Origin of the sequence: Pseudarthrobacter sp. NPDC092424 (assembly GCF_044754925.1) — a bacterium.
In the GTDB taxonomy this organism is placed as follows: Bacteria; Actinomycetota; Actinomycetes; order Actinomycetales; family Micrococcaceae; genus Arthrobacter.
In genome coordinates, this window is sequence record NZ_JBIVQC010000002.1 from 70,218 (window position 1) to 93,915 (window position 23,698).

Annotated in this window: 23 protein-coding genes; 15 read left to right on the forward strand and 8 right to left on the reverse strand. The window is 65.8% G+C overall.

Annotation, left to right across the window (positions count from 1 at the left end; genetic code table 11):
- Positions 1 to 6 precede the first annotated feature (6 nt).
- The 8 genes from ACIQCN_RS03335 (at position 7) to dnaE (ending at position 8,524) form a co-directional block, all read left to right on the forward strand.
- Positions 7 to 696 (forward strand): polyphenol oxidase family protein, encoded by a 690-nt coding sequence (locus tag ACIQCN_RS03335; RefSeq protein WP_400609405.1) that lies wholly within the window; start codon positions 7 to 9, stop codon positions 694 to 696.
- A complete protein-coding gene (locus tag ACIQCN_RS03340; protein ID WP_400608406.1) occupies positions 689 to 1,429 on the forward strand; it encodes a YggS family pyridoxal phosphate-dependent enzyme in 741 nt (246 codons plus the stop codon). The genes ACIQCN_RS03335 and ACIQCN_RS03340 overlap by 8 nt, the downstream gene beginning before the upstream one ends.
- A gap of 89 nt (positions 1,430 to 1,518) precedes the next feature.
- Positions 1,519 to 2,049, forward strand: coding sequence for a cell division protein SepF (locus ACIQCN_RS03345; RefSeq protein WP_400608408.1), 531 nt, complete (start codon positions 1,519 to 1,521; stop codon positions 2,047 to 2,049).
- Between the two features lie 119 nt (positions 2,050 to 2,168).
- A complete protein-coding gene (locus ACIQCN_RS03350; RefSeq protein ID WP_400608410.1) occupies positions 2,169 to 2,456 on the forward strand; it encodes a YggT family protein in 288 nt (95 codons plus the stop codon).
- A gap of 177 nt (positions 2,457 to 2,633) precedes the next feature.
- Positions 2,634 to 3,317, forward strand: coding sequence for a DivIVA domain-containing protein (locus tag ACIQCN_RS03355; RefSeq protein ID WP_400608412.1), 684 nt, complete (start codon positions 2,634 to 2,636; stop codon positions 3,315 to 3,317).
- A 91-nt stretch (positions 3,318 to 3,408) separates the two neighbouring features.
- Positions 3,409 to 4,011 (forward strand): signal peptidase II, encoded by a 603-nt coding sequence (gene lspA, locus ACIQCN_RS03360; protein WP_400608414.1) that lies wholly within the window; start codon positions 3,409 to 3,411, stop codon positions 4,009 to 4,011.
- Positions 4,004 to 4,930, forward strand: a complete 927-nt coding sequence (locus ACIQCN_RS03365) for an RluA family pseudouridine synthase (RefSeq protein ID WP_400608416.1) — start codon at positions 4,004 to 4,006, stop codon at positions 4,928 to 4,930. Before lspA ends, ACIQCN_RS03365 begins: the two co-directional genes overlap by 8 nt.
- A gap of 36 nt (positions 4,931 to 4,966) precedes the next feature.
- Positions 4,967 to 8,524 carry a DNA polymerase III subunit alpha gene (gene dnaE / locus ACIQCN_RS03370; RefSeq protein ID WP_400609407.1) on the forward strand — a complete coding sequence of 1,186 codons (3,558 nt, stop codon included), beginning with the start codon at positions 4,967 to 4,969 and terminating at the stop codon, positions 8,522 to 8,524.
- A gap of 63 nt (positions 8,525 to 8,587) precedes the next feature.
- Here dnaE and ACIQCN_RS03375 read toward each other — a convergent pair whose 3' ends face one another.
- Positions 8,588 to 9,088: a flavin reductase family protein gene (locus tag ACIQCN_RS03375; RefSeq protein WP_377217050.1), complete on the reverse strand. Its 501-nt coding sequence runs from the start codon at positions 9,086 to 9,088 to the stop codon at positions 8,588 to 8,590.
- Positions 9,089 to 9,220: 132 nt separating this feature from the next.
- Between ACIQCN_RS03375 and ACIQCN_RS03380 the strand changes: the two genes are divergently transcribed.
- From ACIQCN_RS03380 to nrdR, 3 genes are all read left to right on the forward strand, one after another.
- The gene (locus ACIQCN_RS03380) at positions 9,221 to 9,748 is read left to right on the forward strand and encodes a hypothetical protein (RefSeq protein WP_400608419.1); all 528 of its coding nucleotides are present in this window, start codon (positions 9,221 to 9,223) and stop codon (positions 9,746 to 9,748) included.
- Between the two features lie 10 nt (positions 9,749 to 9,758).
- On the forward strand, positions 9,759 to 11,129 hold the full coding sequence (gene hisD / locus ACIQCN_RS03385; RefSeq protein ID WP_400609409.1) for a histidinol dehydrogenase: 1,371 nt from the start codon (positions 9,759 to 9,761) through the stop codon (positions 11,127 to 11,129).
- Positions 11,130 to 11,245: 116 nt separating this feature from the next.
- Positions 11,246 to 11,749, forward strand: a complete 504-nt coding sequence (gene nrdR, locus ACIQCN_RS03390; RefSeq protein ID WP_400609410.1) for a transcriptional regulator NrdR — start codon at positions 11,246 to 11,248, stop codon at positions 11,747 to 11,749.
- 53 nt (positions 11,750 to 11,802) lie between these two features.
- Here the strand turns inward: nrdR and ppgK are convergent, their stop codons facing one another.
- The gene (ppgK, locus tag ACIQCN_RS03395) at positions 11,803 to 12,606 is read right to left on the reverse strand and encodes a polyphosphate--glucose phosphotransferase (RefSeq protein WP_377217054.1); all 804 of its coding nucleotides are present in this window, start codon (positions 12,604 to 12,606) and stop codon (positions 11,803 to 11,805) included.
- Between the two features lie 115 nt (positions 12,607 to 12,721).
- A complete protein-coding gene (gene map, locus ACIQCN_RS03400) occupies positions 12,722 to 13,600 on the reverse strand; it encodes a type I methionyl aminopeptidase (protein WP_400608425.1) in 879 nt (292 codons plus the stop codon).
- Positions 13,601 to 13,718: 118 nt separating this feature from the next.
- On the opposite strand from map, the gene ACIQCN_RS03405 reads away from it, so the two are divergent.
- Entirely contained in the window at positions 13,719 to 13,883 is a 165-nt protein-coding gene (locus ACIQCN_RS03405; RefSeq protein WP_400608427.1) for an SPOR domain-containing protein, read from the forward strand.
- A gap of 21 nt (positions 13,884 to 13,904) precedes the next feature.
- Here ACIQCN_RS03405 and panB read toward each other — a convergent pair whose 3' ends face one another.
- The gene (gene panB, locus ACIQCN_RS03410) at positions 13,905 to 14,813 is read right to left on the reverse strand and encodes a 3-methyl-2-oxobutanoate hydroxymethyltransferase (protein ID WP_400608429.1); all 909 of its coding nucleotides are present in this window, start codon (positions 14,811 to 14,813) and stop codon (positions 13,905 to 13,907) included.
- Between the two features lie 187 nt (positions 14,814 to 15,000).
- Here panB and ACIQCN_RS03415 point away from each other — a divergent pair, with 187 nt between their 5' ends.
- Positions 15,001 to 16,341 (forward strand): glutamine synthetase family protein, encoded by a 1,341-nt coding sequence (locus ACIQCN_RS03415; RefSeq protein WP_400608431.1) that lies wholly within the window; start codon positions 15,001 to 15,003, stop codon positions 16,339 to 16,341.
- A 10-nt stretch (positions 16,342 to 16,351) separates the two neighbouring features.
- On the forward strand, positions 16,352 to 19,363 hold the full coding sequence (locus ACIQCN_RS03420) for a bifunctional [glutamine synthetase] adenylyltransferase/[glutamine synthetase]-adenylyl-L-tyrosine phosphorylase (protein ID WP_400608432.1): 3,012 nt from the start codon (positions 16,352 to 16,354) through the stop codon (positions 19,361 to 19,363).
- Positions 19,364 to 19,377: 14 nt separating this feature from the next.
- Here the strand turns inward: ACIQCN_RS03420 and ACIQCN_RS03425 are convergent, their stop codons facing one another.
- Complete coding sequence (locus ACIQCN_RS03425) at positions 19,378 to 20,046, reverse strand: HNH endonuclease family protein (RefSeq protein ID WP_400609412.1); 669 nt, start codon at positions 20,044 to 20,046, stop codon at positions 19,378 to 19,380.
- 188 nt (positions 20,047 to 20,234) lie between these two features.
- A complete protein-coding gene (glnA, locus tag ACIQCN_RS03430; protein WP_018763577.1) occupies positions 20,235 to 21,659 on the reverse strand; it encodes a type I glutamate--ammonia ligase in 1,425 nt (474 codons plus the stop codon).
- Between the two features lie 296 nt (positions 21,660 to 21,955).
- Here glnA and ACIQCN_RS03435 point away from each other — a divergent pair, with 296 nt between their 5' ends.
- Positions 21,956 to 22,393 (forward strand): RDD family protein, encoded by a 438-nt coding sequence (locus tag ACIQCN_RS03435; protein ID WP_400608436.1) that lies wholly within the window; start codon positions 21,956 to 21,958, stop codon positions 22,391 to 22,393.
- 25 nt (positions 22,394 to 22,418) lie between these two features.
- Here the strand turns inward: ACIQCN_RS03435 and ACIQCN_RS03440 are convergent, their stop codons facing one another.
- The gene (locus ACIQCN_RS03440) at positions 22,419 to 22,790 is read right to left on the reverse strand and encodes a DUF3817 domain-containing protein (RefSeq protein WP_400608438.1); all 372 of its coding nucleotides are present in this window, start codon (positions 22,788 to 22,790) and stop codon (positions 22,419 to 22,421) included.
- 81 nt (positions 22,791 to 22,871) lie between these two features.
- Positions 22,872 to 23,624: a DUF4191 domain-containing protein gene (locus ACIQCN_RS03445; protein WP_400608440.1), complete on the reverse strand. Its 753-nt coding sequence runs from the start codon at positions 23,622 to 23,624 to the stop codon at positions 22,872 to 22,874.
- Between the last annotated feature and the right edge of the window lie 74 nt (positions 23,625 to 23,698).

Here is a 23,698-nt window from a genome sequence, read left to right on the forward strand (position 1 = left end):
TCCGGCTTGTTCCACTGGCGGGCCGGGATCCTTCCTGGGGTCTCGGCCGCTTTTACGGATACGGCTGCCGGCAACCTTGCCCTGCATGTGGGGGATGACCCGTCGCTCGTGCTGCAGCGGCGCCGCGGGCTGGAAGCTGCCATGGGCGTCGCGGCAGGTTCGCTGAACTTCATGAACCAGGTCCACGGTGCCACCGTTGCGCTTGCGGACGGGAAAGCGCCGGTACCCGAAGCCGATGCAATGGTGTCCCTTGGAGCGCCGCTGGCCGTCATGGTGGCGGACTGCATTCCGCTGCTGCTTGCCGGCCTGTCTCCCTCGGGGCCGGTCCTTTCCGCGGTCCACGCCGGCCGCCCGGGTCTGGCGGCCGGAATTGTGCCTGCCGCCGTTGGCCGGATGCGGGCCATGGGTGCCACGGACATCCGGGCATGGCTCGGACCGTCCATCTGCGGCCGCTGCTATGAGGTTCCCGAAGCCCTCCAGGAACAGGTTGCTGCGGCAGTGCCTGCCGCGAGGGCCACGACCTCGTGGGGGACTCCGGGACTGGACCTTCCCGCGGGAGCCCGAAGCCAATTGGAGGACGCCGGAGTGGGCGTCGAATATTCTGGCCCCTGCACGCTGGAAACGGAGTCACTCTATTCGTACCGACGCAACAAGAACACCGGCAGGTTCGCCGGAATCGTCTGGTGCCATGACTGAGCGGTTGCCGGAGGCGGCCGACCAGCGGACCAGGGAACTGGCCGGGCGGCTCGCTGTGGTGCGCCACCGGATAGCGTCCGCGGCCGCTGCGGCCGGGCGCGGCGATTCCCTTCCGGCCCTGATCGTCGTCACCAAATTCCATCCTGCTGCGGACATCCGGCGCCTCGCCGCGCTGGGGATTACCGACGTCGGCGAAAACCGGGACCAGGAGGCGGCGGGCAAGGCTGCCGAACTGTCGGACTGTGGGCTGAACTGGCACTTCGTAGGCCAGCTCCAGACCAAAAAGTCCAAATCCGTGGCCAAGTACGCCACAGCAGTACATTCTGTGGACCGTCTGCAGCTCGTCGACGCCCTGGATCGTGCCATGGCCACGGAAATTGCGGCCAGCGGCCGGCTTCCCCTCGAATGCTTCATTCAGGTCAGCCTGGAGGACGACGCCGGAGCGCACCGCGGCGGGGCAGCCCCCGGCGATGTTCCCGGGCTGGCAGAACGCATTGCCGGGGCTTCCGGTCTCCGCCTGGCCGGGGTTATGGCCGTTGCGCCGCTGGGCGCTCCGCCCGAACCGGCCTTTGAAAAGCTGTCCCGCATTTCCGCTGATCTTGTGGCTGCCTACCCCGGTGCGGGCGGGATTTCGGCTGGCATGAGCCAGGACCTGGAAGCCGCTGTGCGGTTTGGGGCGACACACCTCAGAATCGGTTCCGATATTCTCGGATCGCGTCCGGCGGTGGGGTAGCGTCGGACCTGTTGGAAGTGATGGGCGGGGACACCAGTGCTGTCAAGTCATTGGGCGGCCCGCGACAGGGACACGATAAGGAGTCGACCATGACCGGCACTCTGCGCAAGACAATGATCTATCTTGGGCTCGCCGATGGCGATGAGCACTACGAGTCCGAGCACCAGACTGTACGTAAGGATGAGGACGAAACGATGGAAGCTGACCGCGAGGAGCGCCGTGCGCCCGCACCCGTCCGCGAGGCCGGCCGCGAATCGTCCCACGCCCCCGAAGAGGAATACCGCGCCCCTGTGACTCCGATTAAGCGTGCGGCCTCCAGCCGCGAGGAATCCTCCGGACTCCGGCAGATCACCACCATTCATCCGCGCTCCTACAACGACGCCAAGCTCATCGGCGAGAGCTTCCGCGACGGGATCCCGGTAATCATGAACGTCACCGACATGGGTGAAGCCGACGCCAAGCGCCTGGTGGACTTCTCCGCCGGGCTGGTCTTTGGCCTGCGCGGCAGCATTGAGCGGGTCACCAACAAAGTTTTTCTTCTCTCGCCCTCCTACATCGAGGTCATCGGCGACGACAAGAAGGCCAGCGAAACGCAGGCCAGCTTCTTCAACCAGAGCTGACCCGCTCTGATCAGGGATGCCAGGCAGGGACACCTGCCTGGCATCTGTGCTGAAATGGATAGGACCGCCCGGCACGGTGCCGCGGTGGCAACAAAGGACTTGGAGATATGAGTTAAGTCATGGGAATTGTTTTCGGACTTGTCTATCTCGCCCTGCTGCTGTTTTTTGTGGCTCTTATCATTCGCCTGGTGTTCGACTGGGTGCAGATGTTTGCCCGCGAGTGGAGGCCCCGCGGGGCCGCGCTGGTGGCAGCCCATGCCGTGTATTCCATCACCGATCCGCCGCTGAGGGTGCTGCGCCGGGCCATTCCGCCGCTGCGGCTCGGCGGGATATCGCTGGATCTCGGTTTCCTGGTCCTCTTCATCGCCGTGAGCATTGCGATGGGGATCACAAGGAATCTCGCATAATTTCGCTTGACCAATCAACCCAATGCGGGCCGAACCCGCGTTGAACGGTTACTGTAAAGCGAGGAAACCTCGCGTTTGACACCCCGGTGTTGAATTAGAGTAACCAGACATAATTTAGGTACCGTAGTTTTGACGGCCGGAAGGCCTACTGACTAACTAGACCAGTGAGGTGACCAGATGGCTTTGACGCCAGAAGACGTTGTCAACAAGCGCTTTCAGCCGACCAAGTTCCGCGAGGGCTACGACCAGGACGAGGTCGATGACTTCCTGGACGAGATCGTTGTTGAACTCCGCCGACTGAACCAGGAAAACGACGAGCTCCGCAAGAAGCTCGCCGAAGCCGGTTCCAGCGTCCCCGCCAGCTCCGCAGCAGCTCCTGTTGTGGAGAAGGTCCCCGCTCCCGCCAAGGCTGAGAAGGACGAGGCCCGCGAGAAGGCTGAAGCCGAAGCCAAGGCCGCTGAAGCAGCCAAGAAGAAGGAAGCTGCCGCGCCCGTCCCCGCGCAGGCCGCAGCAGCCCAGTCTCCTGTTTCGACTCCCTCGGCCGAGTCCGCTGCCGGCCTGCTCGCCATGGCCCAGCAGATGCACGACCGCCACGTCGCCGAAGGCCAGGCCCAGAAGGAAAAGATCATCGCCGAGGCGCAGATCGAAGCCAGCAGCCTCGTCAACGACGCCCAGGAAAAGTCCCGCAAGATCCTCGGTGCCCTGGAGCAGCAGCGCTCGGTCCTGGAGCGCAAGGTCGAACAGCTCCGCGGCTTCGAACGCGACTACCGTTCGCGCCTGAAGGCCTACATCGAAGGCCAGCTGCGTGACCTGGACGCCCGCGGTTCCGTGGCAACGCCCGAAGTCAGCGAAGCCAACTAACGCTTCAAGCACGTATTCTGAAAGCCGGTGGCTGAGGACTCCTCGGCCGCCGGCTTTCTGCTTGCCACCTGTTTTTACGAATGAAAGCACCATGACAGACGAACTTGCCGCTGGTGCGGCACCGCCCCATCCGCCCGCCCGCCGCCCGCGCCGCGCGGTGCTGCTGTCCCTTTTTGCCGGATGCGCCGTCTTCGCCTACGCGCTGGACCAGCTGACCAAGATCTGGGTGACCTCCACCATGGTGGAAGGCGAACGGATCCCGGTCCTTCCCCCGCTGCTGCACTGGTACTTCATCCGGAATTCCGGCGCGGCTTTTTCCATCGGTGAAAACGTCACATGGTTGTTTTCCATCATCATGGCCGGGGTGGCGCTGACCATCCTTTTCCAGGTCCGCAAGCTCGGCTCGGTGTGGTGGTCGCTGGCTCTGGGCCTGCTCCTGGGCGGGGCGCTGGGGAACCTGACAGACCGGCTGTTTCGTGAACCGTCGTTCGGCATGGGTCATGTGGTGGACTTCATCCAGCTCCCCAATTTCGCCATCTTCAACATCGCCGATTCAGCGGTCGTCTCCGCTGTGGCGATCATTTGCGTCCTGACGCTGCGGGGGATAGCCCTCGACGGGTCACGGGCGGCCTCCGCGGACCGGGACGAGGACAAGGGCGCGGAGCAGGGCAGCAACGGGGATGAAGATGACTGACCGCCTGGTGGTTCCAGACACGTTTGCCGGGGAGCGCGCCGATGCCGGACTGGCGGGGCTTCTGGGGATCTCGCGTTCTGCTGCGGCCGGGCTCATCGCCGGCGGGCATGTGCTGAGCGCCGGCAGACCCCTGGGCAAGTCGGCCAAGCTGGTGGCGGGGGACGTGCTTCAGGTAACCCTGCCGGAGCGCCGGGACCCCCTGAAAGTCGTGGAGGAAGAAGTGGAAGGCCTGAACATCCTGCTCGACGACGATGATTTCGTCGTCGTCGATAAACCCGTGGGCGTCGCCGCCCATCCGTCGCCGGGCTGGGTGGGACCTACCGTCGTCGGAGGCCTCGCCGGGGCGGGATACCGGATCTCGACGTCCGGGTCGCCCGAGCGCGCCGGCATCGTCCACCGGCTCGACGTCGGAACCTCCGGGGTCATGGTCGTGGCCAAATCCGAACGCGCCTACACCGCCCTGAAGCGGGCGTTCAAGGAGCGCACGGTGGACAAGGTCTACCATGCCGTGGTGCAGGGCCTGCCCGATCCGTTGACCGGAACCATTGACGCGCCGATCGGACGCCATCCGGGGCATGACTGGCGGTTCGCCGTCATCGAGGACGGCAGGCCGTCCGTGACCCACTACGAGGTGCTGGAGGCGTTCGGAAAGGCGAGCCTGGTGGAAGTGCACCTGGAAACCGGCCGCACCCACCAGATCCGTGTGCACTTCTCAGCACTGCGCCACCCCTGCGCCGGCGACCTCACCTACGGTGCCGACCCGCGGCTGGCGGCAAACCTCGGGCTGACCCGGCAATGGCTGCACGCCCGGGAACTCGGCTTCGACCACCCCGTGACGGGCGAGCGTGTACGGGTCACCAGCGAGTATCCGCAGGACCTCGCCTACGCGCTCGAAGTCCTGGAGTCCGGCCGGGCATGACCGGGTCCCGCGGAGGCCAGCGCATAGAATAGTGCGGTGACTTCCAGCAATGATTCGTTCGTCCACCTGCACACGCATACGGAATATTCCATGCTGGACGGGGCCGCCCGGCTGGGGGAACTGTTCGACGAGACGGAGCGCCTGGGCATGCCGGCCCTGGCCACCACGGACCATGGCTACCTGTTCGGGGCCTTCGACTTTTGGCAGAAGGCCCAGGCCAAGGGCATCAAGCCCATCATCGGCGTCGAAGCCTATGTGACACCTGGAACCGCCCGCACGGATAAGGAACGCGTGCGCTGGGGCGACGAGTCGCAGCGCAAGGACGACGTCTCCGGCGGTGGCTCGTACACGCACATGACCCTGTTGAGCTACAACAACGCGGGAATGCGCAACCTGTTCCGGGCATCGTCCATCGCATCGCTGGACTCGGTCTTCGGCAAGTGGCCCCGCTTGGACCGCGAACTGCTCAACACCTATTCCGAAGGGCTCATCGCCACCACCGGCTGCCCGTCAGGCGAGGTGCAGACCCGCCTGCGGCTGGGCCAGTACCGCGAAGCGCTGGAGGCGGCCGCCGAGTTCCGGGACATCTTCGGCGCGGAGAACTACTTCTGCGAACTGATGGACCACGGCCTGGACATCGAACGCCGGGTCACCGGCGACCTCCTCCGGCTGGCCAAGGAACTCAACCTTCCGCTGGTGGCCACCAACGACCTCCACTACACCCACGAGCATGACGCCAAGGCCCACGAGGCCCTGCTCGCCATCCAGTCCGGTTCCACCCTGCTGGAACCGACGTACGACAACGGCGGGTCCCGGTTCGCGTTCTCCGGCAGCGGCTACTACCTGAAATCGCCGCGCGAGATGCGCGAGCTCTTCCGCGACCACCCCGAGGCATGTGACAACACGCTGCTCATCGCCGAGCGCTGCGAAGTCTCCTTCAACACCGATGCGAACTACATGCCGCGCTTCCCCTGCCCGCCCGGCGAGGACGAGACCTCATGGCTGGTCAAGGAAGTGGACAAGGGCCTGCAGTACCGTTACCCGAAAGGCGTGCCGGACGAGGTACGCAAGCAGGCCGACTACGAGTTGGGCGTCATCACTTCCATGGGCTTCCCCGGCTACTTCCTGGTGGTGGCCGACTTCATCAACTGGGCCAAGAACAACGGCATCCGGGTGGGTCCCGGCCGTGGATCCGGCGCCGGTTCCATGGTGGCCTACGCCATGCGCATCACCGACCTCGACCCGCTGCGGCACGGCCTGATCTTCGAGCGGTTCCTCAACCCGGACCGTGTCTCCATGCCCGACTTCGACGTCGACTTCGATGACCGCCGCCGCTCCGAAGTTATCGACTACGTGACGCGGAAGTACGGCGATGAGCGCGTGGCAATGATCGTCACGTACGGCACCATCAAGACCAAGCAGGCGCTCAAGGACTCCTCACGGGTCCTGGGCTATCCGTTCAGCATGGGCGAGCAGCTGACCAAGGCGCTGCCGCCTGCGGTGATGGCCAAGGACATCCCGCTGGCGGACATCCAGAACCCGGAAGCGAAGCGCTACGGCGAGGCGGGCGACTTCCGCCAGCTGATCGCCACCGATCCCGAAGCGGCGAAGGTGTTCGAAACAGCGCTCGGCATTGAAGGGCTGAAGCGCCAGTGGGGCGTCCACGCCGCCGGCGTGATCATGTCCTCCGACCCGATCATCGACGTCATCCCGATCATGCGCCGGTTCCAGGACGGGCAGGTGATCACCCAGTTCGACTACCCCACGTCAGAGGGCCTTGGCCTGATCAAGATGGACTTCCTGGGCCTGCGGAACCTGACGATCATTTCCGACGCCCTCGAGAACATCAAAATGAACCGCGGCATCGACCTGGACCTGGAAAACCTGGAACTGGACGACGCCGCCTCCTACGAACTCCTGGCCCGCGGCGACACCCTGGGCGTGTTCCAGCTCGATGGCGGGCCCATGCGGTCCCTGCTCAAGCTCATGAAGCCTGACAACTTCGAGGACATCTCAGCCGTCCTGGCGCTGTACCGTCCGGGCCCCATGGGCGCCAACGCGCACACGGACTATGCGCTGCGCAAGAACGGCATCCAGGAAGTCATTCCCATCCACCCGGAGCTCGAAGAGCCCCTCAGGGAAATCCTCGGCGGCACGTTCGGCCTGATCGTGTACCAGGAGCAGGTCATGGCGGTGGCCCAGAAGCTCGCAGGCTATTCGCTGGGCCAGGCAGACATTTTGCGCCGCGCCATGGGCAAGAAGAAGAAGTCGGAACTGGACAAGCAGTTCGCCGGCTTCTCCCAGGGCATGCAGGACAACGGCTACTCGATGGAGGCCGTGAAGACCCTGTGGGACATCCTGCTGCCGTTCTCCGACTACGCCTTCAACAAGGCGCACTCGGCGGCCTACGGCGTCATCTCCTACTGGACCGCCTACCTCAAGGCGCACTATGCCCCGGAGTACATGGCCGCACTGCTGACGTCCGTGGGTGACGACAAGGACAAGTCGGCCATCTACCTCAACGAGTGCCGGCGCATGGGCATCACCGTGCTGCCCCCGGACGTGAACGAGTCGGCGCTTAACTTCACCCCGGTCGGAAACGACATCCGCTTCGGCATGGGCGCCATCCGCAACGTGGGCGTCAACGCGGTGGAGGCCATGGTCGCCGCCCGCGAAAGCGAAGGGGCATTCACGTCCTTCAAGGATTACCTGATGAAGGTCCCGGCGGTCGTCTGCAACAAGCGGACCATAGAATCGCTGATCAAGTCCGGCGCCTTCGATTCACTCGGCCACCACCGCCGTGCCCTGGCCATGATCCACGAAGAAGCCATCGACTCGGTGATCACGCTGAAGCGCAACGAGGCCATTGGCCAGTTCGATTTGTTCGCCGGCTTCGAGGAAGCCGAGTCCGAGGCATCCCTGAGCATCGAAATCCCGGACCTGCCCGAGTGGGAGAAGAAGGACAAGCTTTCCTTCGAGCGGGACATGCTCGGCCTCTATGTTTCGGACCATCCGCTGCAGGGGCTCGAGGGGGTCCTGAGCCAGCACGCGGAGCAGACGATCACCTCGGTGCTCGGTGAGGACGGACCGCAGGACGGCGCCATCATTACCATCGCAGGCATGATCACCTCGCTCAGCCGCCGCATCGCCAAGGCCAGCGGCAACGCGTACGCCCGCGCGGAAGTGGAGGACCTCGGAGCCTCGATCGAGGTCATGTTCTTCGGCCAGGTCTACGGACCCATCGCCTCCGTGCTGGCCGAAGACCTCATCGTGGTGGTGAAGGGCCGCCTGCAGAAACGGGACGACGGCGCCATCACGCTGAACTGCATGGAGCTTTCGGTGCCGGACCTGAGCGAGGGCCTCAACGGGCCGCTGGTCATCACCATGCCCACGCACAAGGCCACCGAGCCCGTGGTCACCGAACTCGGCGACGTCCTCCGTACCCACCGCGGCAACTCCGAGGTGCGCCTGCACCTGCAGGGCGACACCCGGACGGAAATCATGGCGCTGCCGGTGCACCTGCGGGTCAACCCCAGCCCCTCCCTCTTTGGCGACCTGAAAGTCCTGCTGGGTCCGGCCTGCCTGGATGCCTGAAAACCAACAGCGGCCGACGGCGGGAGGAGACTCCCGCCGTCGGCCGCTGTACTGCCGGGGCTGCTAGATTTCGTAGTCCAGGGGGACCGGCTGGCTGTAGCCGCCGCCGTGGTAGAGCAGCGGAGAACCATCGCCGCCCACCTGGCCGTCCACCACCTGGACCACCACCACGGCGTTGTTTTCGAAGGACAGCCGCATCTGGACTTCACCGATCAGCCAGCCGGCAACGTCCTTGAGGATGGGCACGCCGTGCGGTCCGGTTTCCCAGTGGTCGCCTTCGAACCTGTTGCTGGTGCGCGCGAACCGGTCCGCGAGTTCGTGGTTTTCCAGGCCCAGCATGTGCACGCCGATGTAGGTGGTGTTGGCCACCGCCGGCCAGGAACTCGAGCTGCGGGCCATGTTGAAGGTGAAGCGGGGAGGCTCTGCGGACAGTGACGCGACGGACGTGGCCGTGAACCCGTAGGGCCGGTCCTGGTAGTTGGCCGTGATGATGGCGACGCCCGCGGCGTGGCGGCGGAAGATCTCCTTGAACGTCGGCCCGAACGGCACGGTATTGTCAGTCACCTGGTGCTCCTGAAAGATAAATGTCTGGTGTTTCCCCTTCCTAGGGTATTTGCCGGCGGCCGGCCCCCGGAAACTGCCCGCGCAGGTTCCGCCCGGAAGGACCGGCGGCGGGGGTTTGTTAAGGTTTGTTGCATGCGTAAAAGTAGCGGCGGGGTCCACCGCCTGCCCTGGGCCATGCTGGCTGTTCCTGCCCTGGCGGGAATTCCGGCCGGAATCCTGTGGTGGCTCCTGTCGCCCGGCGGGCTCAACCTCATCACCCGCGACCCCGCCCTGGGGACGGGCGCAAACCCCTTAACCTGGCTGCCCCGGGACCTGACCCTGGGCGCAGTCCTGCTGTTCGCAGGGTGCCTGCTGGCCGTGTTCCTGGTGGACGGCCGGCGGCCACGGCGGCAGGCCGCGCTGCTGCTCGCGCTGGCCGGAGCAACGTTGGGCGCCGTCCTGGCATGGCAGGCGGGCATGGCGGCGGCACGGCTGTGGAGCCCGCCGGTGGACGCCTCGGCGAACGCGAGCATCGCTTTTTCCCTGCGCGCCTGGCCGGTGCTGCTGCTGTGGCCTGCGGCCACCGCCATCGCGGTGTTCGCGCTGGAAGTGCTCGATGGTGGCGGCCGCAGGAAGTCCGGGACTGCCGGCAGCGCAAAAGGCCTGGTGGCGGAGCCGTAAAATAGGAGCCGTGACTATCTCCCCGGACGCCGTGCCCGCCACTTCAGCCGTGAATTTCCGTACTGTCGACCTCCGCGGGCGGGCCCTGTCCCTCGCCGGGCTGCGGGCAGCCGTTCCGCGGGCGCAGGGCAGCACCGCAGCGGACGCCGAAGATAAGGTCCAATCGATCATTTCCGCGGTCCGCGGGCGTGGCTTCACAGCTCTGTCCGAGCTGGCGGAAAGGTTCGACGGCGTGGAGCAGCAGCACCCGCGCGTTCCGGCCGATGCCCTCCGGACTGCCCTGGAGCAGCTTGATCCGGCAGTCCGCCGGGCGCTGGAGGAATCCATCAGCCGGGCGCGGAAATTCGCGGATGCCCAACGCCCGCGCAACGTGGACGTTGAACTTGGCGACGGTGCCGTGGTCAGCCAGAACTGGGTTCCGGTGGCGCGTGTTGGCCTCTATGTGCCCGGCGGCCTGGCCGTCTATCCGTCCTCCGTGGTCATGAACGTGGTGCCGGCCCTGGCCGCAGGCGTGGCCTCCATTGCGCTGGCTTCGCCGCCGCAGAAGGAGTTTGGCGGGCTTCCGCACCCTACCATCCTGGCCGCGGCCCACCTGCTCGGTATCACCGAGGTCTATGCCATTGGCGGCGCGCAGGCCATCGCCGCGTTTGCCTACGGGGTGGAAGCTTCGGCATCGGGACCGGCCCTTGAACCCGTAGACGTCGTCACCGGGCCAGGGAACATCTTCGTGGCCACAGCCAAGCGGCTGGTCAAGGGCGTGGTGGGCATTGACTCCGAGGCCGGGACTACCGAGATCGCCATCCTGGCGGACGCTACCGCCAAGCCGGCGCTGGTGGCCGCGGACCTCATCAGCCAGGCCGAACACGATCCCAAGGCAGCGTCCGTGCTGATCACCGATTCGGAGGACCTGGTGGCCGCCGTGCGCAGTGAACTGGACCGTCAGGCCGCTGCAACCAGGCACTCCGCACGGGTGCAGGAGGCGCTGTCGGGGCCGCAGTCGGGGGTGGTCCTGGTGGACGGCCTGGAACAGGGAATCGCGGCGTGCGACGCCTACGCGGCGGAACACCTCGAGATCATGACGGCGGACGCGCCCGCCGTTGCGGCCCGGATCCGCAATGCCGGCGCCATCTTCGTGGGGGACTACAGCCCGGTCAGCCTGGGCGACTACTGTGCGGGATCCAACCACGTCCTTCCTACCAGCGGAACCGCGGCCTTTTCCTCGGGCCTGAACGTCACCACCTTCCTGCGCGCCATCCAGGTGGTCAATTACACCCGGCAGGCGCTGGAGGAAGTGGGCGGCCACATTGTCAGCCTCTCCCGCGCGGAGGACCTTCCTGCTCACGGAGACGCTGTTACAGTGCGCTTCACAACACCGTCCTAGCCACTACATGTAGTAATTACAGGCTTGTTATTACCCTACATGTGGCCGTAGACTGGAAGACGCCACGGGGCCGCTGAAGCACGCGCCCTGCCGGTCAATGCGAGAGAGGGGACGACATGTACTGCCCGTTCTGCCGCAACCCCGACTCCCGGGTCGTCGACAGCCGCATGGCGGACGACGGCTCGTCAATCCGGCGCCGCCGGCAGTGCCCCGAGTGCGGCCGCCGTTTCACCACGGTGGAAACCACCAGCCTGTCGGTCATCAAGCGCTCCGGCGTGGGAGAGCCTTTCAGCCGCAGCAAGGTCATCAATGGCGTGCGCAAAGCCTGCCAGGGCCGTCCGGTCAGCGAAGACGACCTTGCGCTGCTGGCCCAGGAGGTCGAGGAGCAGATCCGGGCGTCCGGCGCTGCGGAGATTGACGCCCACGAGGTAGGCCTGGTCATCCTGGGACCGCTGCAAAAACTGGACAAGGTTGCCTACCTGCGGTTTGCCAGCGTCTACCAGGCGTTCGAATCCCTCGAAGACTTCGAAACCGCCATCGCCCTGCTCCGCCACGAAGCCGATGACGCCAGGGGTGCCGCAGCGAAGGGCGGCGGGAACTCCGAGAAGAGCCCGCTCTAATCTCCCGGTGGCGGCAGCGGAGGGGAAGCCGCGGCCGCCACCGGCATCACGCCTTACTTGGCAAGCTTGTGCTGAAGCGCAATCTCAATGGCAGCTCCCACGATCCCTGCCTCATTACGAAGGACAGCCGGCACGATCGGGGTGCGCAGCTTCAGGTTGGGCAAGTACTCGTCGGCGCGCTTGGAGATGCCGCCGCCCACAATGAACAGCTCCGGGGAGAAGAGGAACTCCACGTGGGAGAAATAGCGCTGCAGCAGCACGCTGTATTCGTCCCAGGAGAGGCCGTCACGTTCCCGGGCTACGGCGGAGGCCTTGGTCTCGGCGTCGTGCCCGTCAATCTCAAGGTGGCCCAGTTCTGCGTTGGGGACCAGCTTGCCGTCAAAGATGAAGGCCGATCCGATTCCGGTGCCCAGCGTGATGACCAGGACCGTGCCGTTGACCCCGGCACCCGCGCCGTAGCGTGCCTCGGCGAGGCCTGCCGCGTCGGCGTCGTTGATGACCTCCACCGGCCTGCCCAGGCGGGCCGTGAGGAGGGCGTCGATGTCAGTGTCCAGCCAGCTCTTGTCCACGTTGGCCGCGGAGTGGACCACGCCGTGCTGGATGATGCCCGGGAAGGTGACGCCCACCGGGGAGCCGGCGGCAGGAGCTTCGGGACGGGCGGACAGCTCCGCCACCACCAGGGCCACGGCCTCGGCCACTGCCTCCGGCGTAGCGGGCTGGGGAGTGGGGACGCGGAAGCGTTCGCCCAGGAGTTTGCCCTTCTTCAGGTCGACGATGCCGCCCTTGATGCCCGTGCCTCCGATGTCGATGCCGATCAGCGGTGCGTTCTTTGGAGACTTCTCGTCCTTCTTGGCCAATGGGATTCCGTTCTGGCAGGTGCGGTCAGTGGATGTGCGGCCGGTGCCGGCCGGGGTTGTCCGGCAGTGCCGGAGTCAGCGCGTGGGCGGTACCGGACCGCCCCGCCGCTGGAAGCTAGGGCAGGGTGAGCACCTCGGCGCCGGACTCGGTCACCAGGAGGGTGTGCTCGAACTGCGCCGTGCGTTTGCGGTCACGGGTCACTACGGTCCAGTCGTCCGCCCACATGTCCCATTCCACCGTGCCCAGGGTGAGCATGGGTTCAATAGTGAACACCATCCCTGCCTCGATCACGGTGTTGTAGGCGGGAGCGGCGTCATAGTGCGGGATGATGAGTCCGGTGTGGAATGCCTCGCCCACCCCGTGGCCTGTGAAGTCGCGTACCACGCCATAGCCGAAGCGCTTGGCGTAAGACTCGATGGCCCGGCCAATGACGTTGATCTCGCGGCCCGGGGCGACTGCCTTGATGGCGCGGTTCAGTGATTCCCTCGTCCGCTCCACCAGCAGGCGGGATTCCTCATCGACGTCGCCCACCAGGAACGTGTAGTTGGTGTCTCCGTGGACGCCGTTGATGTAGGCCGTGATGTCAATGTTGAGGATATCGCCGTCACGGACCACGGTGCTGTCCGGAATGCCGTGGCAGATGACCTCATTGAGGGAAGAGCAGAGGGACTTGGGGAAGCCCCGGTAGCCCAGGGTCGAAGGATAGGCGTGGTGGTCCAGGAGGAACTCGTGGCCCACCCTGTCCAGCTGGTCCGTGGTGACGCCGGGCCGGATGTGCTTGCCCACTTCGACGATGGCCTGCGCGGCAATCTTCCCGGCGACACGGATCTTTTCGATGGTTTCCGGCGTCTTGACCTCAGAGCCGGTGAACTTTGCCGGTGCCGGCCTGCCCACGTATTCGGGGCGGGGGATTGACGCCGGGACGGGACGCTGCGGGCCCACGGTTCCCGGGGTGAGGGTGCCGATGGGTGCAGTCGAGGCAAGGGAAGGCATAGATTGATCATATAAGGCAGGGCAGAACGCCTAACAACCGGGACGCCGGGAAGGTCCGCGTATGGATTTAAGTTACGCGGATCACCTCCGGCTCCGCCGCGGGAACCAAGGAGCGACGATGACTGAGTACTGGTACAACGTGAACACGCACCAGGTGGAAGAGGACAGGCTTTCCGACTGGAGCCAGCTGATCGGCCCTTACAAGACCAGGGAAGAGGCGGAACACGCGATGGAAAAGGTCCACGCGCGCAATGAAGCCTGGGAAAAGGGCGACGACGACTGACCGCCGCCGCCAGGCCGCATGCTAAAAGGTGTGTTCCGGTCCGGGGAATTCACCGGAGCGGACATCTTCCCCGTAGGCGGTTGCCGCTTCCAGGAGGATGGAGCGCAGGTCCGCGTACTGCTTAACGAACTTGGCCATCCTCCCGCCGCGCAGGCCAGCCATGTCCTGCCACACCAGGACCTGCCCGGTGGTTTCCTTGCCTGCGCCGATGCCCACGGTGGGAACGGTGACGGCGGCGTCCACTGCTGCCGCAACCCCGGCCGGCACCATTTCCATCAGGACGCTGAACGCGCCCGCATCCGCCAACGCAACGGCGTCATCCACCAGCCGCCGGGCATCCTCCCCGCGGCCCTGGACCCGGTAGCCCCCCAGGGCGTGCTCGCTCTGCGGCGTGAAGCCGATGTGCGCCATTACGGGGATGCCCGCCTGGACCATGGCCCGGACGGTGGGGGCGTAGTACTTCCCGCCTTCGATCTTGACGGCGTGGGCCAGCCCCTCCTTCAGGAAGCGGACCCCCGTAGCCACGGCCTGCTCCGGCGAGACCTCGTAGCTGCCGAAGGGAAGGTCGGCCACGATCAGCGCGCGCTTGGCGGACCGGGCAACGGCACGGCACAGGGGGAGCAGTTCGTCCACCGTCACAGGGAGGCTGGTCTCGTTGCCGAAGACGTTGTTCGACGCCGAATCACCCACCAGAAGCACCTCGATGCCCGCCTCGTCGAAGATCCCGGCTGAATACTGTTCGTAGGCAGTGAGCATCGCGAACTTGGTGCCGTCGCGCTTGGCCTGCTGCAGGTGGTGCACCCGGATCTTGGCCGGCGTCCGCGCGGCTTCCGGCGCGCCTGGCTGCCTGTCCTGCTGCCTCGGCCCGCTCCCGTATGGGGCGGGGTGTTCTGCGGGCATGCTGGAATCTGAGCTGTTGCTGGTGGCCATAGGACGAGCTTAATGCGGTACCGGCCGTCCTAGCTACCGTGGCACGGCAGCGGGGCGTGTTAACGCTGTGTTACGCGCGGCGGCGGCTCAAGCAGCGGCGCGGAATGCTTAGTACAGTGTTTGTGAACTGCTCCCGGCTGCCCACCCCGGACCGTGAGCATGGACGTTGACCGGAGAAGAGGCCACCATGGACCGCCAGCAAGAGTTTGTCCTGCGCACGATCGAAGAGCGCGACGTACGTTTCGTGCGCCTCTGGTTCACCGACGTCGTGGGTTCCCTGAAGTCCGTGGCGCTGGCTCCGGCTGAAGTGGAGGGCGCGTTCGAGGAAGGCCTGGGGTTCGACGGTTCCTCGATTGAGGGACTGGCACGTGTTTTCGAATCGGACATGCTGGCCCAGCCGGACCCGTCCACCTTTCAGATCCTGCCGTGGCGCGGCGAAACCGAGCAGACCTCGCGCATGTTCTGCGACATCCTGACGCCGGACGGCGAACCTTCCGCCGCGGATCCGCGGAACGTCCTGAAACGGACCCTGGCCAAGGCCGCGGACATGGGATTCACCTGCTACACCCATCCGGAGATCGAGTTCTACCTGCTGAAGTCCCAGGCTCCCGGGCCCGACGGGGCGCCCGTGCCGGTGGACGAGGGCGGCTACTTCGACCACGTTCCGGGCGGCGTGGCACAGGATTTCCGCCGCACGGCCGTGACGATGCTCGAATCCGTGGGGATTTCGGTGGAGTTCAGCCACCATGAGGCCGGGCCTGGCCAGAATGAGATCGACCTGCGCTACGCGGACGCGCTCCAGACGGCGGACAACATCATGACGTTCCGCACCGTCATCAAGGAAGTGGCCCTCCAGCAGGGCACCTACGCCACGTTCATGCCCAAGCCGTTCACCGCCCACCCCGGCTCCGGCATGCATACCCACTTCTCGCTGTTCGAGGGCGACACCAACGCGTTCTTCGAGGCCGGCGCCGAATACCAGCTGTCCCGGACCGCCCGCCAGTTCATCGCCGGCATCCTCAAGCACGCGCCGGAGTTCACGGCGGTCACCAACCAGTTCGTGAACTCGTATAAGCGGCTTTGGGGCGGCGGCGAGGCGCCCAGCTACCTCAGCTGGGGACACAACAACCGCTCCGCCCTGGTCCGCGTTCCGCTTTACAAGCCCGGCAAGGGCCAGTCCGCCCGGATCGAATACCGCGGCATCGATTCCGCAGCCAACCCCTACCTGGCCTACGCCGTCCTCCTCGGCGCCGGCCTGAAGGGGATCGAGGAAGGCTACGACCTGCCGGCCGCGGCGGAGGATGACGTCTGGTCGCTCAGCTCCGCTGAACGCCGGGCCATGGGACATGACCCGCTGCCGGCAAGCCTCCACGACGCGATCCGGTCCATGGAGGAATCCGAGCTGATGCCGCAGATCCTGGGCGAGCAGGTCTTTGAGCACTTCCTGCGCAACAAGCGGGCTGAGTGGCAGGACTACCGCCTCCAGGTGACGCCGTACGAGTTGCAGCGCAACCTCGGCATCCTCTAGGGCCGCGGGCGTGAGCCTGGCACGCCGCCTCATCGCGGCCGGTTTCAGCGACCTCGACAAAGGGGAGCGGTTCCTTGCTGCCCGGGAACTGGACGGCCTGGACCGGGACAGGCTGTTTGCCGGTCTCCAGATGGCGGCGAGCCCGGACACCGCGCTGCAGTCCCTGGTCCGGCTGATCGAGAAGCACCCGGCGCTGCGGGACCTGGCCGGGGCGGATCCAGAGGCGAGCGAACCGCTGTACCGGGTGCTCGGTGCCTCCGAGGCGCTGGGCGAGTTCCTGATCCGGCATCCCGAACACCTGGAAGCCTTCGATGTCCGGGCCAGCCCTGAGCCGCTCCAGTCCGATCCTGCGGTCCTTCGGGCGGCCCTGCTGCGGGCAGTGGGCGCGGATCCGCGGGCAGCGAGGCCGGTGTCGGCCATGACCGGGGTGGAGGCTTACGTGGCCCTCCGCACCGCCTACCGCAGGGGAGTGGTGGACCTGGCGGTCAAGGACCTTTGCGCCGCCGACCCGCTCGACTTCCTGCCCTCCGTCGGCGGCGAACTGGCCGACCTGGCGGGGGCTGCCATCGAGGCCGCCCTGGCGGTGTCCCGCGCCGAAGCGGCGGGCCAATTCGGCGAAGGCGAGGTGGCCGGCGTCGGGCTTTCCGTTATTGGCATGGGCAAATGCGGGGCCCGGGAGCTGAACTACATCTCCGACGTCGACGTCATCTACGTCATCGACGCCGGCGGCCTGGCGGACGCGCAGGCCAACACCATTGGCACCGTGCTGGCCAGCGGCATCTCCCGCGCCATTTCTTCGGTTGCGCGCGAACCCGGGCTGTGGGAGGTGGACGCGAACCTCCGGCCGGAGGGGAAGTCCGGTCCGCTGGTGCGGACGCTGGCCTCGCACGAGTCCTACTATGCGCGGTGGGCGGAGAGCTGGGAGTTCCAGGCGCTGCTCAAGGCGCGGCACATCGCCGGAGATGCCGGGCTGGGGCGGCGCTACGAGGAAGCGGTTGCACCGCTGATCTGGAGTTCGGCCGGACGCGACGGGTTCGTGGAGTCCGTCCAGGCCATGCGGCGCCGGGTAACCGAACATATACCGCCGGCCGAGGAGGCCCGCCAGATCAAGCTCGGGAGGGGCGGCCTGCGGGACGTCGAGTTCACCGTGCAGCTGTTGCAGCTGGTGCACGGCAAAGTGGATGAATCATTACGACGGCGGGACACCACTTCGGCGATAGCCGCCCTCTCAAGCGGCGGCTACATTGGCCGCGCGGACGCCGCCGCGTTCGACAACGCCTACCGCTACCTTCGCCTCCTGGAGCACCGGATCCAGCTGTTTCAGCTCCGGCGCACCCACCTGATGCCCGTAGCGGAACCGGCGCTGCGCGCCCTGGCCAAGGGCGTGCTCGGGCCGTTCTCCACCGAGCGTCCGCACCCCGACGCCCTCGTGGCCGCCTGGCAGAAAACCAAGAAATCGGTACGGGAACTGCACGAACGTATCTTCTACCGGCCGCTGCTAAACACTGCGGCCAAGCTCAGCAGCGAGGATGCCCGTCTCACCCCGGAAGCGGCGCAGGGGCGGCTGGCCGCGCTGGGCTACCGCGATCCGCAGGGCGCCATGCGCCACATCGAGGCGCTGACCGCCGGCGTGAGCCGCCGCGCGGCCCTGCAGAGGCAGCTGTTGCCGGTCCTGCTGGACTGGTTGGCCGAGGGCGTGGACCCGGACGCCGGCCTGTTGGCATTCCGTAGGATCAGCGAGGCCCTGGGCACCACGCACTGGTATCTGGGCCTGCTGCGGGACTCGAATGCCGCCGCTGAGCGGCTTTGCCACATGCTTTCCAACTCCCGGCTGATTTCTGACCTCCTGGAGGTTTCGCCCGAATCAGTCGCATGGCTTGGCCAGGACAAAGACCTTGCGCCGCTGTCCTTCGAGGCGCAATGGCAGGAAATCACGGCCAAGATGGCACGGCACTCCGAGCCGGAGAGCGCGATGCGCCTGATCCGGCTGATCCGGCGCAGGGAAACCCTCCGCATAGCCATCGCCGATTCGGCCGGACTCGTGGACCAGGACCGGGTGGGCACGGCACTGGCGGACGCGGACCGGGCGGCCGTGCTTGGTGCCTTGCGCGTTGCCGAAGGCATCGTCTCCGGCACGGGTCCGCTGAAGACCGCTGTGCTGGTGGTGGCCATGGGACGCCAGGGCGGCCGCGAGATCGGATACGGTTCTGACGCCGACGTCATGTATGTCCACCGCGCGCTGCCGGGCTACTCCGAGGAGGAGGCCCGGGAACAGGCCCTTCGGATCGTCGGCAAGGTGTCCAGCCTGCTGACGCAGCCGTTGAAGCCTGCCATTATGGCTGAGCGCGTCCTCCAGATCGACGCTGACCTTCGCCCGGAGGGAAAGAACGGGGCCATGGTCCGCTCCCTGGATTCGTTCGCCGAGTACTACCGGCGATGGTCGCTGATTTGGGAGGCGCAGGCGCTGCTCCGCGCCCGGCCCATGGCCGGCGATGACGGGCTCGCTGACGATTTCACCCAGCTGATCGATCCCATCCGGTACCCCGAATCGGTGACGGACCAGGACGTCCGGGAAATCAGGAGGGTCAAGGCCCGGGTCGAGTCGGAACGACTGCCCCGCGGGGCCGATCCCGCCCGCCACCTCAAGCTGGGCCGGGGCGGCCTCAGCGACGTTGAGTGGCTCGTTCAGCTCCTGCAACTGCAGCACGCGGGCGCGCACCCGGAGCTGCGGACCACCTCCACCATGGAAGCACTGGAGGCAGCCGCCGGCCTGGGCCTCGTAGCCCGGGAAGACGCCGGCATCCTGGCCAGGTCGTGGCGGCTGGCGGGCAGGATCCGTTCGGCCAACGTCATCTGGAGCGGAAAGGCTTCGGACCTGCTGCCGTCTTCGCGGCGGGACCTTGAGGCCGTGGCCCGCTGGTGCGGCTACGAACCCGGCCAGGCGGCGGCACTGGAGGAAGACTACCTACGGGTCAGCCGGCAGGCGCGCGCGGTGTTCGAACGGGTCTTCTACGGCCACTGAACGGTGGACAGCAGCTAGACCCTGGTGATAGTGAGCTGCACCTGCGGGCAGCTGTCGGCATACTTGATCAGCGCGGCCCGCTCCGCCGTATCCACCTTCAGTCCCCACCGGGCCTTCACTGTGGTCCATTGGGCGATGTAAAGGCACCTGTTGGCCGGAGGCATCCACCTCTCCGGACCGGACGCCTGCTTGGAGGAGTTCAGGCTGCTTGTCTGGGCGTTCAGGGAGCCCGCGTAACCGAGGTCGTTGTAGAAGGCAACCCGGCGGGCCTGCGTCCAGGCCCGGGCGCCGGACCCCCATGCCTCATGGACCGGCACCATGTGGTCGATCTGGACCGTGGTGGCAGATGTATGCGCCCGGTTATCGAATGTTGTGATCCACCTGCCGCTGGCCACCGTGCATTTGCGGGTGGTCGTGTACCGGGGGGCGACTTTGCTTTCGGCGATGAGGACCTCGGCACGCGTATTCTGGCAGTCCCTGTTCTGGTCGATCCACTGTCCGAAGTAACGGTCGCGGTCGTACCCTGCGTTGTTTTCGGCGGCCACGGGCAGGGCGCGCACCGCCGCGCGCAGGCTCGTGGTGTACGTCGTAGCGGCCTCCGCCGGGGCGGAGAAGCCGGCAGCCAGGAGGCCCGATGCCAGAAAGGCTACAAGCGCCGATTTAAGTGTGAAGTTATTCCCCATAGCTGTTGAGTCTTCCACGCGGAGGGGAACCGCTGACCGAAATTGCGCATACCTTGATCAAATCCTGCGCTGCCATTCTGGCAGCAGAAAAGGGCAGGTCCCGGGCGGACTGCGCCCGGGACCTGCCCTTCTCTTGTCAGATGCAGCGGACTCTGCAGGACTATGCCTGCTTCAGCCTCGCGTTGCGGCTAGACGCCGTAGTAGAGCTCGAACTCGTAGGGGTTCGGGCGGAGCGACAGCGGGCGGATCTCGTTCTCGTACTTGTACTCGATCCAGGTGTCGATCAGGTCCTGGGTGAAGACGCCGCCGGCCTGCAGGAACTCGTTGTCCTCGCGCAGGGCCTCCAGTGCTTCCTCCAGGGTGCCCGGAGCCTTCGGGATGTCCTTGGCTTCCTCGGCAGGGAGCTCGTAGAGGTCCTTGTCGATCGGAGCCGGCGGCTCGATGCGGTTGCGGATACCGTCAATGCCGGCCATCAGCTGGGCAGCGAACGCCAGGTACGGGTTGGAGGAGGGGTCCGGAGCGCGGAATTCGATGCGCTTTGCCTTGGGGTTGGAACCGGTGATGGGGATACGGATACCGGCGGAGCGGTTACCCTGCGAGTAGACCATGTTGACCGGGGCCTCGAAGCCCTTGACCAGGCGGCGGTAGGAGTTCACCGTGGGGTTGGTGAAGGCCAGGACGGCGGAGGCGTGCTTGAGCAGGCCCCCGATGTACCAGCGGGCGGTGTCGGACAGGCCGGCGTAGCCCTTTTCGTCGTAGAACAGCGGCTCGCCGCCGTTCCACAGCGACTGGTGGCAGTGCATCCCGGAGCCGTTGTCACCGAAGACAGGCTTCGGCATGAAGGTAACGGACTTGCCCCAGGCATCAGCGGTGTTCTTGATGACGTACTTGAACTTCTGCAGGTCATCGGCAGCGTGGGTCAGGGTGGTGAACTTGTAGTTGATCTCGGCCTGGCCGGCGGATCCAACTTCGTGGTGGCTGCGCTCGACCTCAAGGCCGGCTTCGTCCAGGGCGACGCACATAGCATCGCGCAGGTCGGCCTGCTTGTCCGTGGGGGAGACGGGGAAGTAACCGCCCTTGACGGGGGTCTTGTAGCCCAGGTTGCCGCCCTCTTCTTCACGGCCGGTGTTCCAGTGGGCTTCTTCGGAGTCGATCTTGTAGAAGCTGCCCTGCGGGGAGGACTGGTACTGGACGTTGTCGAACACGAAGAATTCGGCTTCGGGAGCGAAGAACGCGGTGTCAGCGATGCCGGTGGAGGCCAGGTAGGCTTCAGCCTTTTCGGCCACGCCGCGGGGATCGCGGTGGTAGGGATCGCCGGTGCGCGGGTTGACGATCGAGAAGTTCAGTGCGAGCGTCTTCTCCATGCGGAAGGTGTCCAGGAACGCGGTGGTCACGTCCGGGATCAGCTGCATGTCGGACTCGGCGATGCCCTGGAAGCCGCGGATGGAGGATCCATCGAAGAGCTGGCCGTTGACGAAGAAATCTGCGTCAACACTCTTGGCGGGGACGTTAAAGTGCTGCTGGACGCCCGGAAGATCGGTGAAGCGGATATCGACGAACTTTACATCTTCGTCCTTGATGAACTTGAGGACTTCGTCCGCAGTCTTGAACATCTATGCTCCTAACGCATATGTAAATATGTGGCTTGCAGCCAACTGATCCAGCGCAATCCAAACGCAGGGAGCCGGTGCGGCATACCCTGCGCGTGTTGTCCTGCGGGGTTCACGCCCCGCCTGGCGGGATCGCTTGAAACTGCTAACAGCCTATGGACACGGCATTTCCCGTCCATGTCCGCATTGTTTCGGGCAGGTTACAGAATGCCCTGATATGTCCACGCTATCCGGTGTCCATACTGTGGTCCAGAAGCATCCACAGTATGGGCGGCGGCTTCTGCCGGTAAACTTGGACGGTGGTAGATCGCAAAGACATTGGCTCATGGCTGACCGGGCCGGACACTTCCGGCATCTCGAGGTACCCCGGAGCGCGGCTGGGACTTCCCGAATCAGGGCCAGGTTCCATCGCCCGCGCAGGCCGGCGGATCGTAGCGATCATCATCGACTGGGGCGTGGCCATGCTCATCGCGGGTTTCGCGTTCGAGGGGGACCGGTGGGCAACCCTGGCGATTTTCGCCATCGAACAGGCACTTCTGGTCGGAACGCTCGGATACAGCATCGGCCACCGGGCCATGGGGGTCTCAGTCCGGCGTCTGGCCGGCGGGGCGCCCGGGCCGCTGGCAGGCCTGGTCCGCGCGCTGCTGCTGTGCCTGGTGGTTCCTGCAGTCATTTTCGACGCCGACCAGCGTGGACTGCACGACAAGGCCATGAATACGGTCCTCGTCCGGAACTGAGGGCTTCGCCGAAGCCCACGACCGGCTATTGGCGGCTGCCTTCGAGCGCCGCCTCCCCGGCAGGGTCCTTCGCCGGTTCAGCCGGGCCCGCAGCATCCAGGAAACCCCGCCTGCCGGCCCACCGTTCAAAGAGCACCGTGGCGAACGGGAACACGGCCGAAAGGCCTGCAAAGAAGGCCACCCGGAAGGGCCACGGCTGCACCCGCCACAGGGCAAGTGCGGCGAGGCCGTAGGCCACGAAGAGCGCCCCGTGGACGGGGCCGGCGATCTGCACGCCAAGTTCGGTGGTGCCGGCGATCCATTTGAAGTACATGCCCACCAGAAGGGCTGCCCAACTGATTGCCTCGCCCACGGCGAGGAAACGGAAGGTGCGGAGCAGGGCGTTATTGAATGGCAAGACGGTTCCTTAGGTGCTGTGGAAGAAGCCAGGCAGTAAGAAGCCCCGGTCCAGGCAGGAGCCGGAACCGGGGCGGAGGGACTAACGTCCGCGGCTGGGACGCGCCTTGTACGGATCGATGCCTTTCGGAATGGGAAGCCGGTTGCCCAGCGAGGAAATCCGCTTGGATACGGCGTTCACTTCAAGCTTGGTCAGTTCCTTCTTCAGCTTGCCCATGTGCCTGGCAAGCTGGCTCAGCGGCACCTGTCCCTCGCCGCGGCCGCTCTCGATCACGTGCACGGTGACGTTGGGAAGGATCCGGGCCAGGCGCTTGCGCTCGGCATCAAGGAGCGGCTTGACGCGGTGCGTGGGGCCTTCGCTGATCAGTACGACGCCGGGACGGCCTATGGCGCGGAACACGGCATCCTGCGTGCGGGGGTTTACAGCAACGGGCTGCTCTTCGGTGATCCAACCGCGGCGGAGGGTGCCGAGGGCCGCGCCGGAGGCGCCGGGCTGGTTCTCGATCTGGGCGAAAGCGGCACGCTCCGCCCTTCGGGACAGGATGAAGGTGGCGGCCAGGAGGCCCAGCGGAATACCGATGATGAGGCCGGTGATCCAGTTATCCAACAGGAAGCCCACCAGGAAACTGACGGCCACGATCCCCAGGAAGACCGCCAGCATCAGCCACGGAACCATGGGGTCGTGCCGGCGGGTCATGTTGAAGACCTCGCGGATCTGCTTGAGCCGGCTCGGCTTCTTGGCTTTGGGCGCCTTGGGCTTGCGGGAGAACAGACCGCGCTTCTGTGCGCCGGAGTCTGCCGAAGGGGAATTGCTGGAGTCAGGGGATTTCGCCATAGTTCCTTAATTCTACGTGACCCGGGCCCCTGCCTTTCCAAAAAACAACGCGGGGTGACTCCCGGTCCGATAAT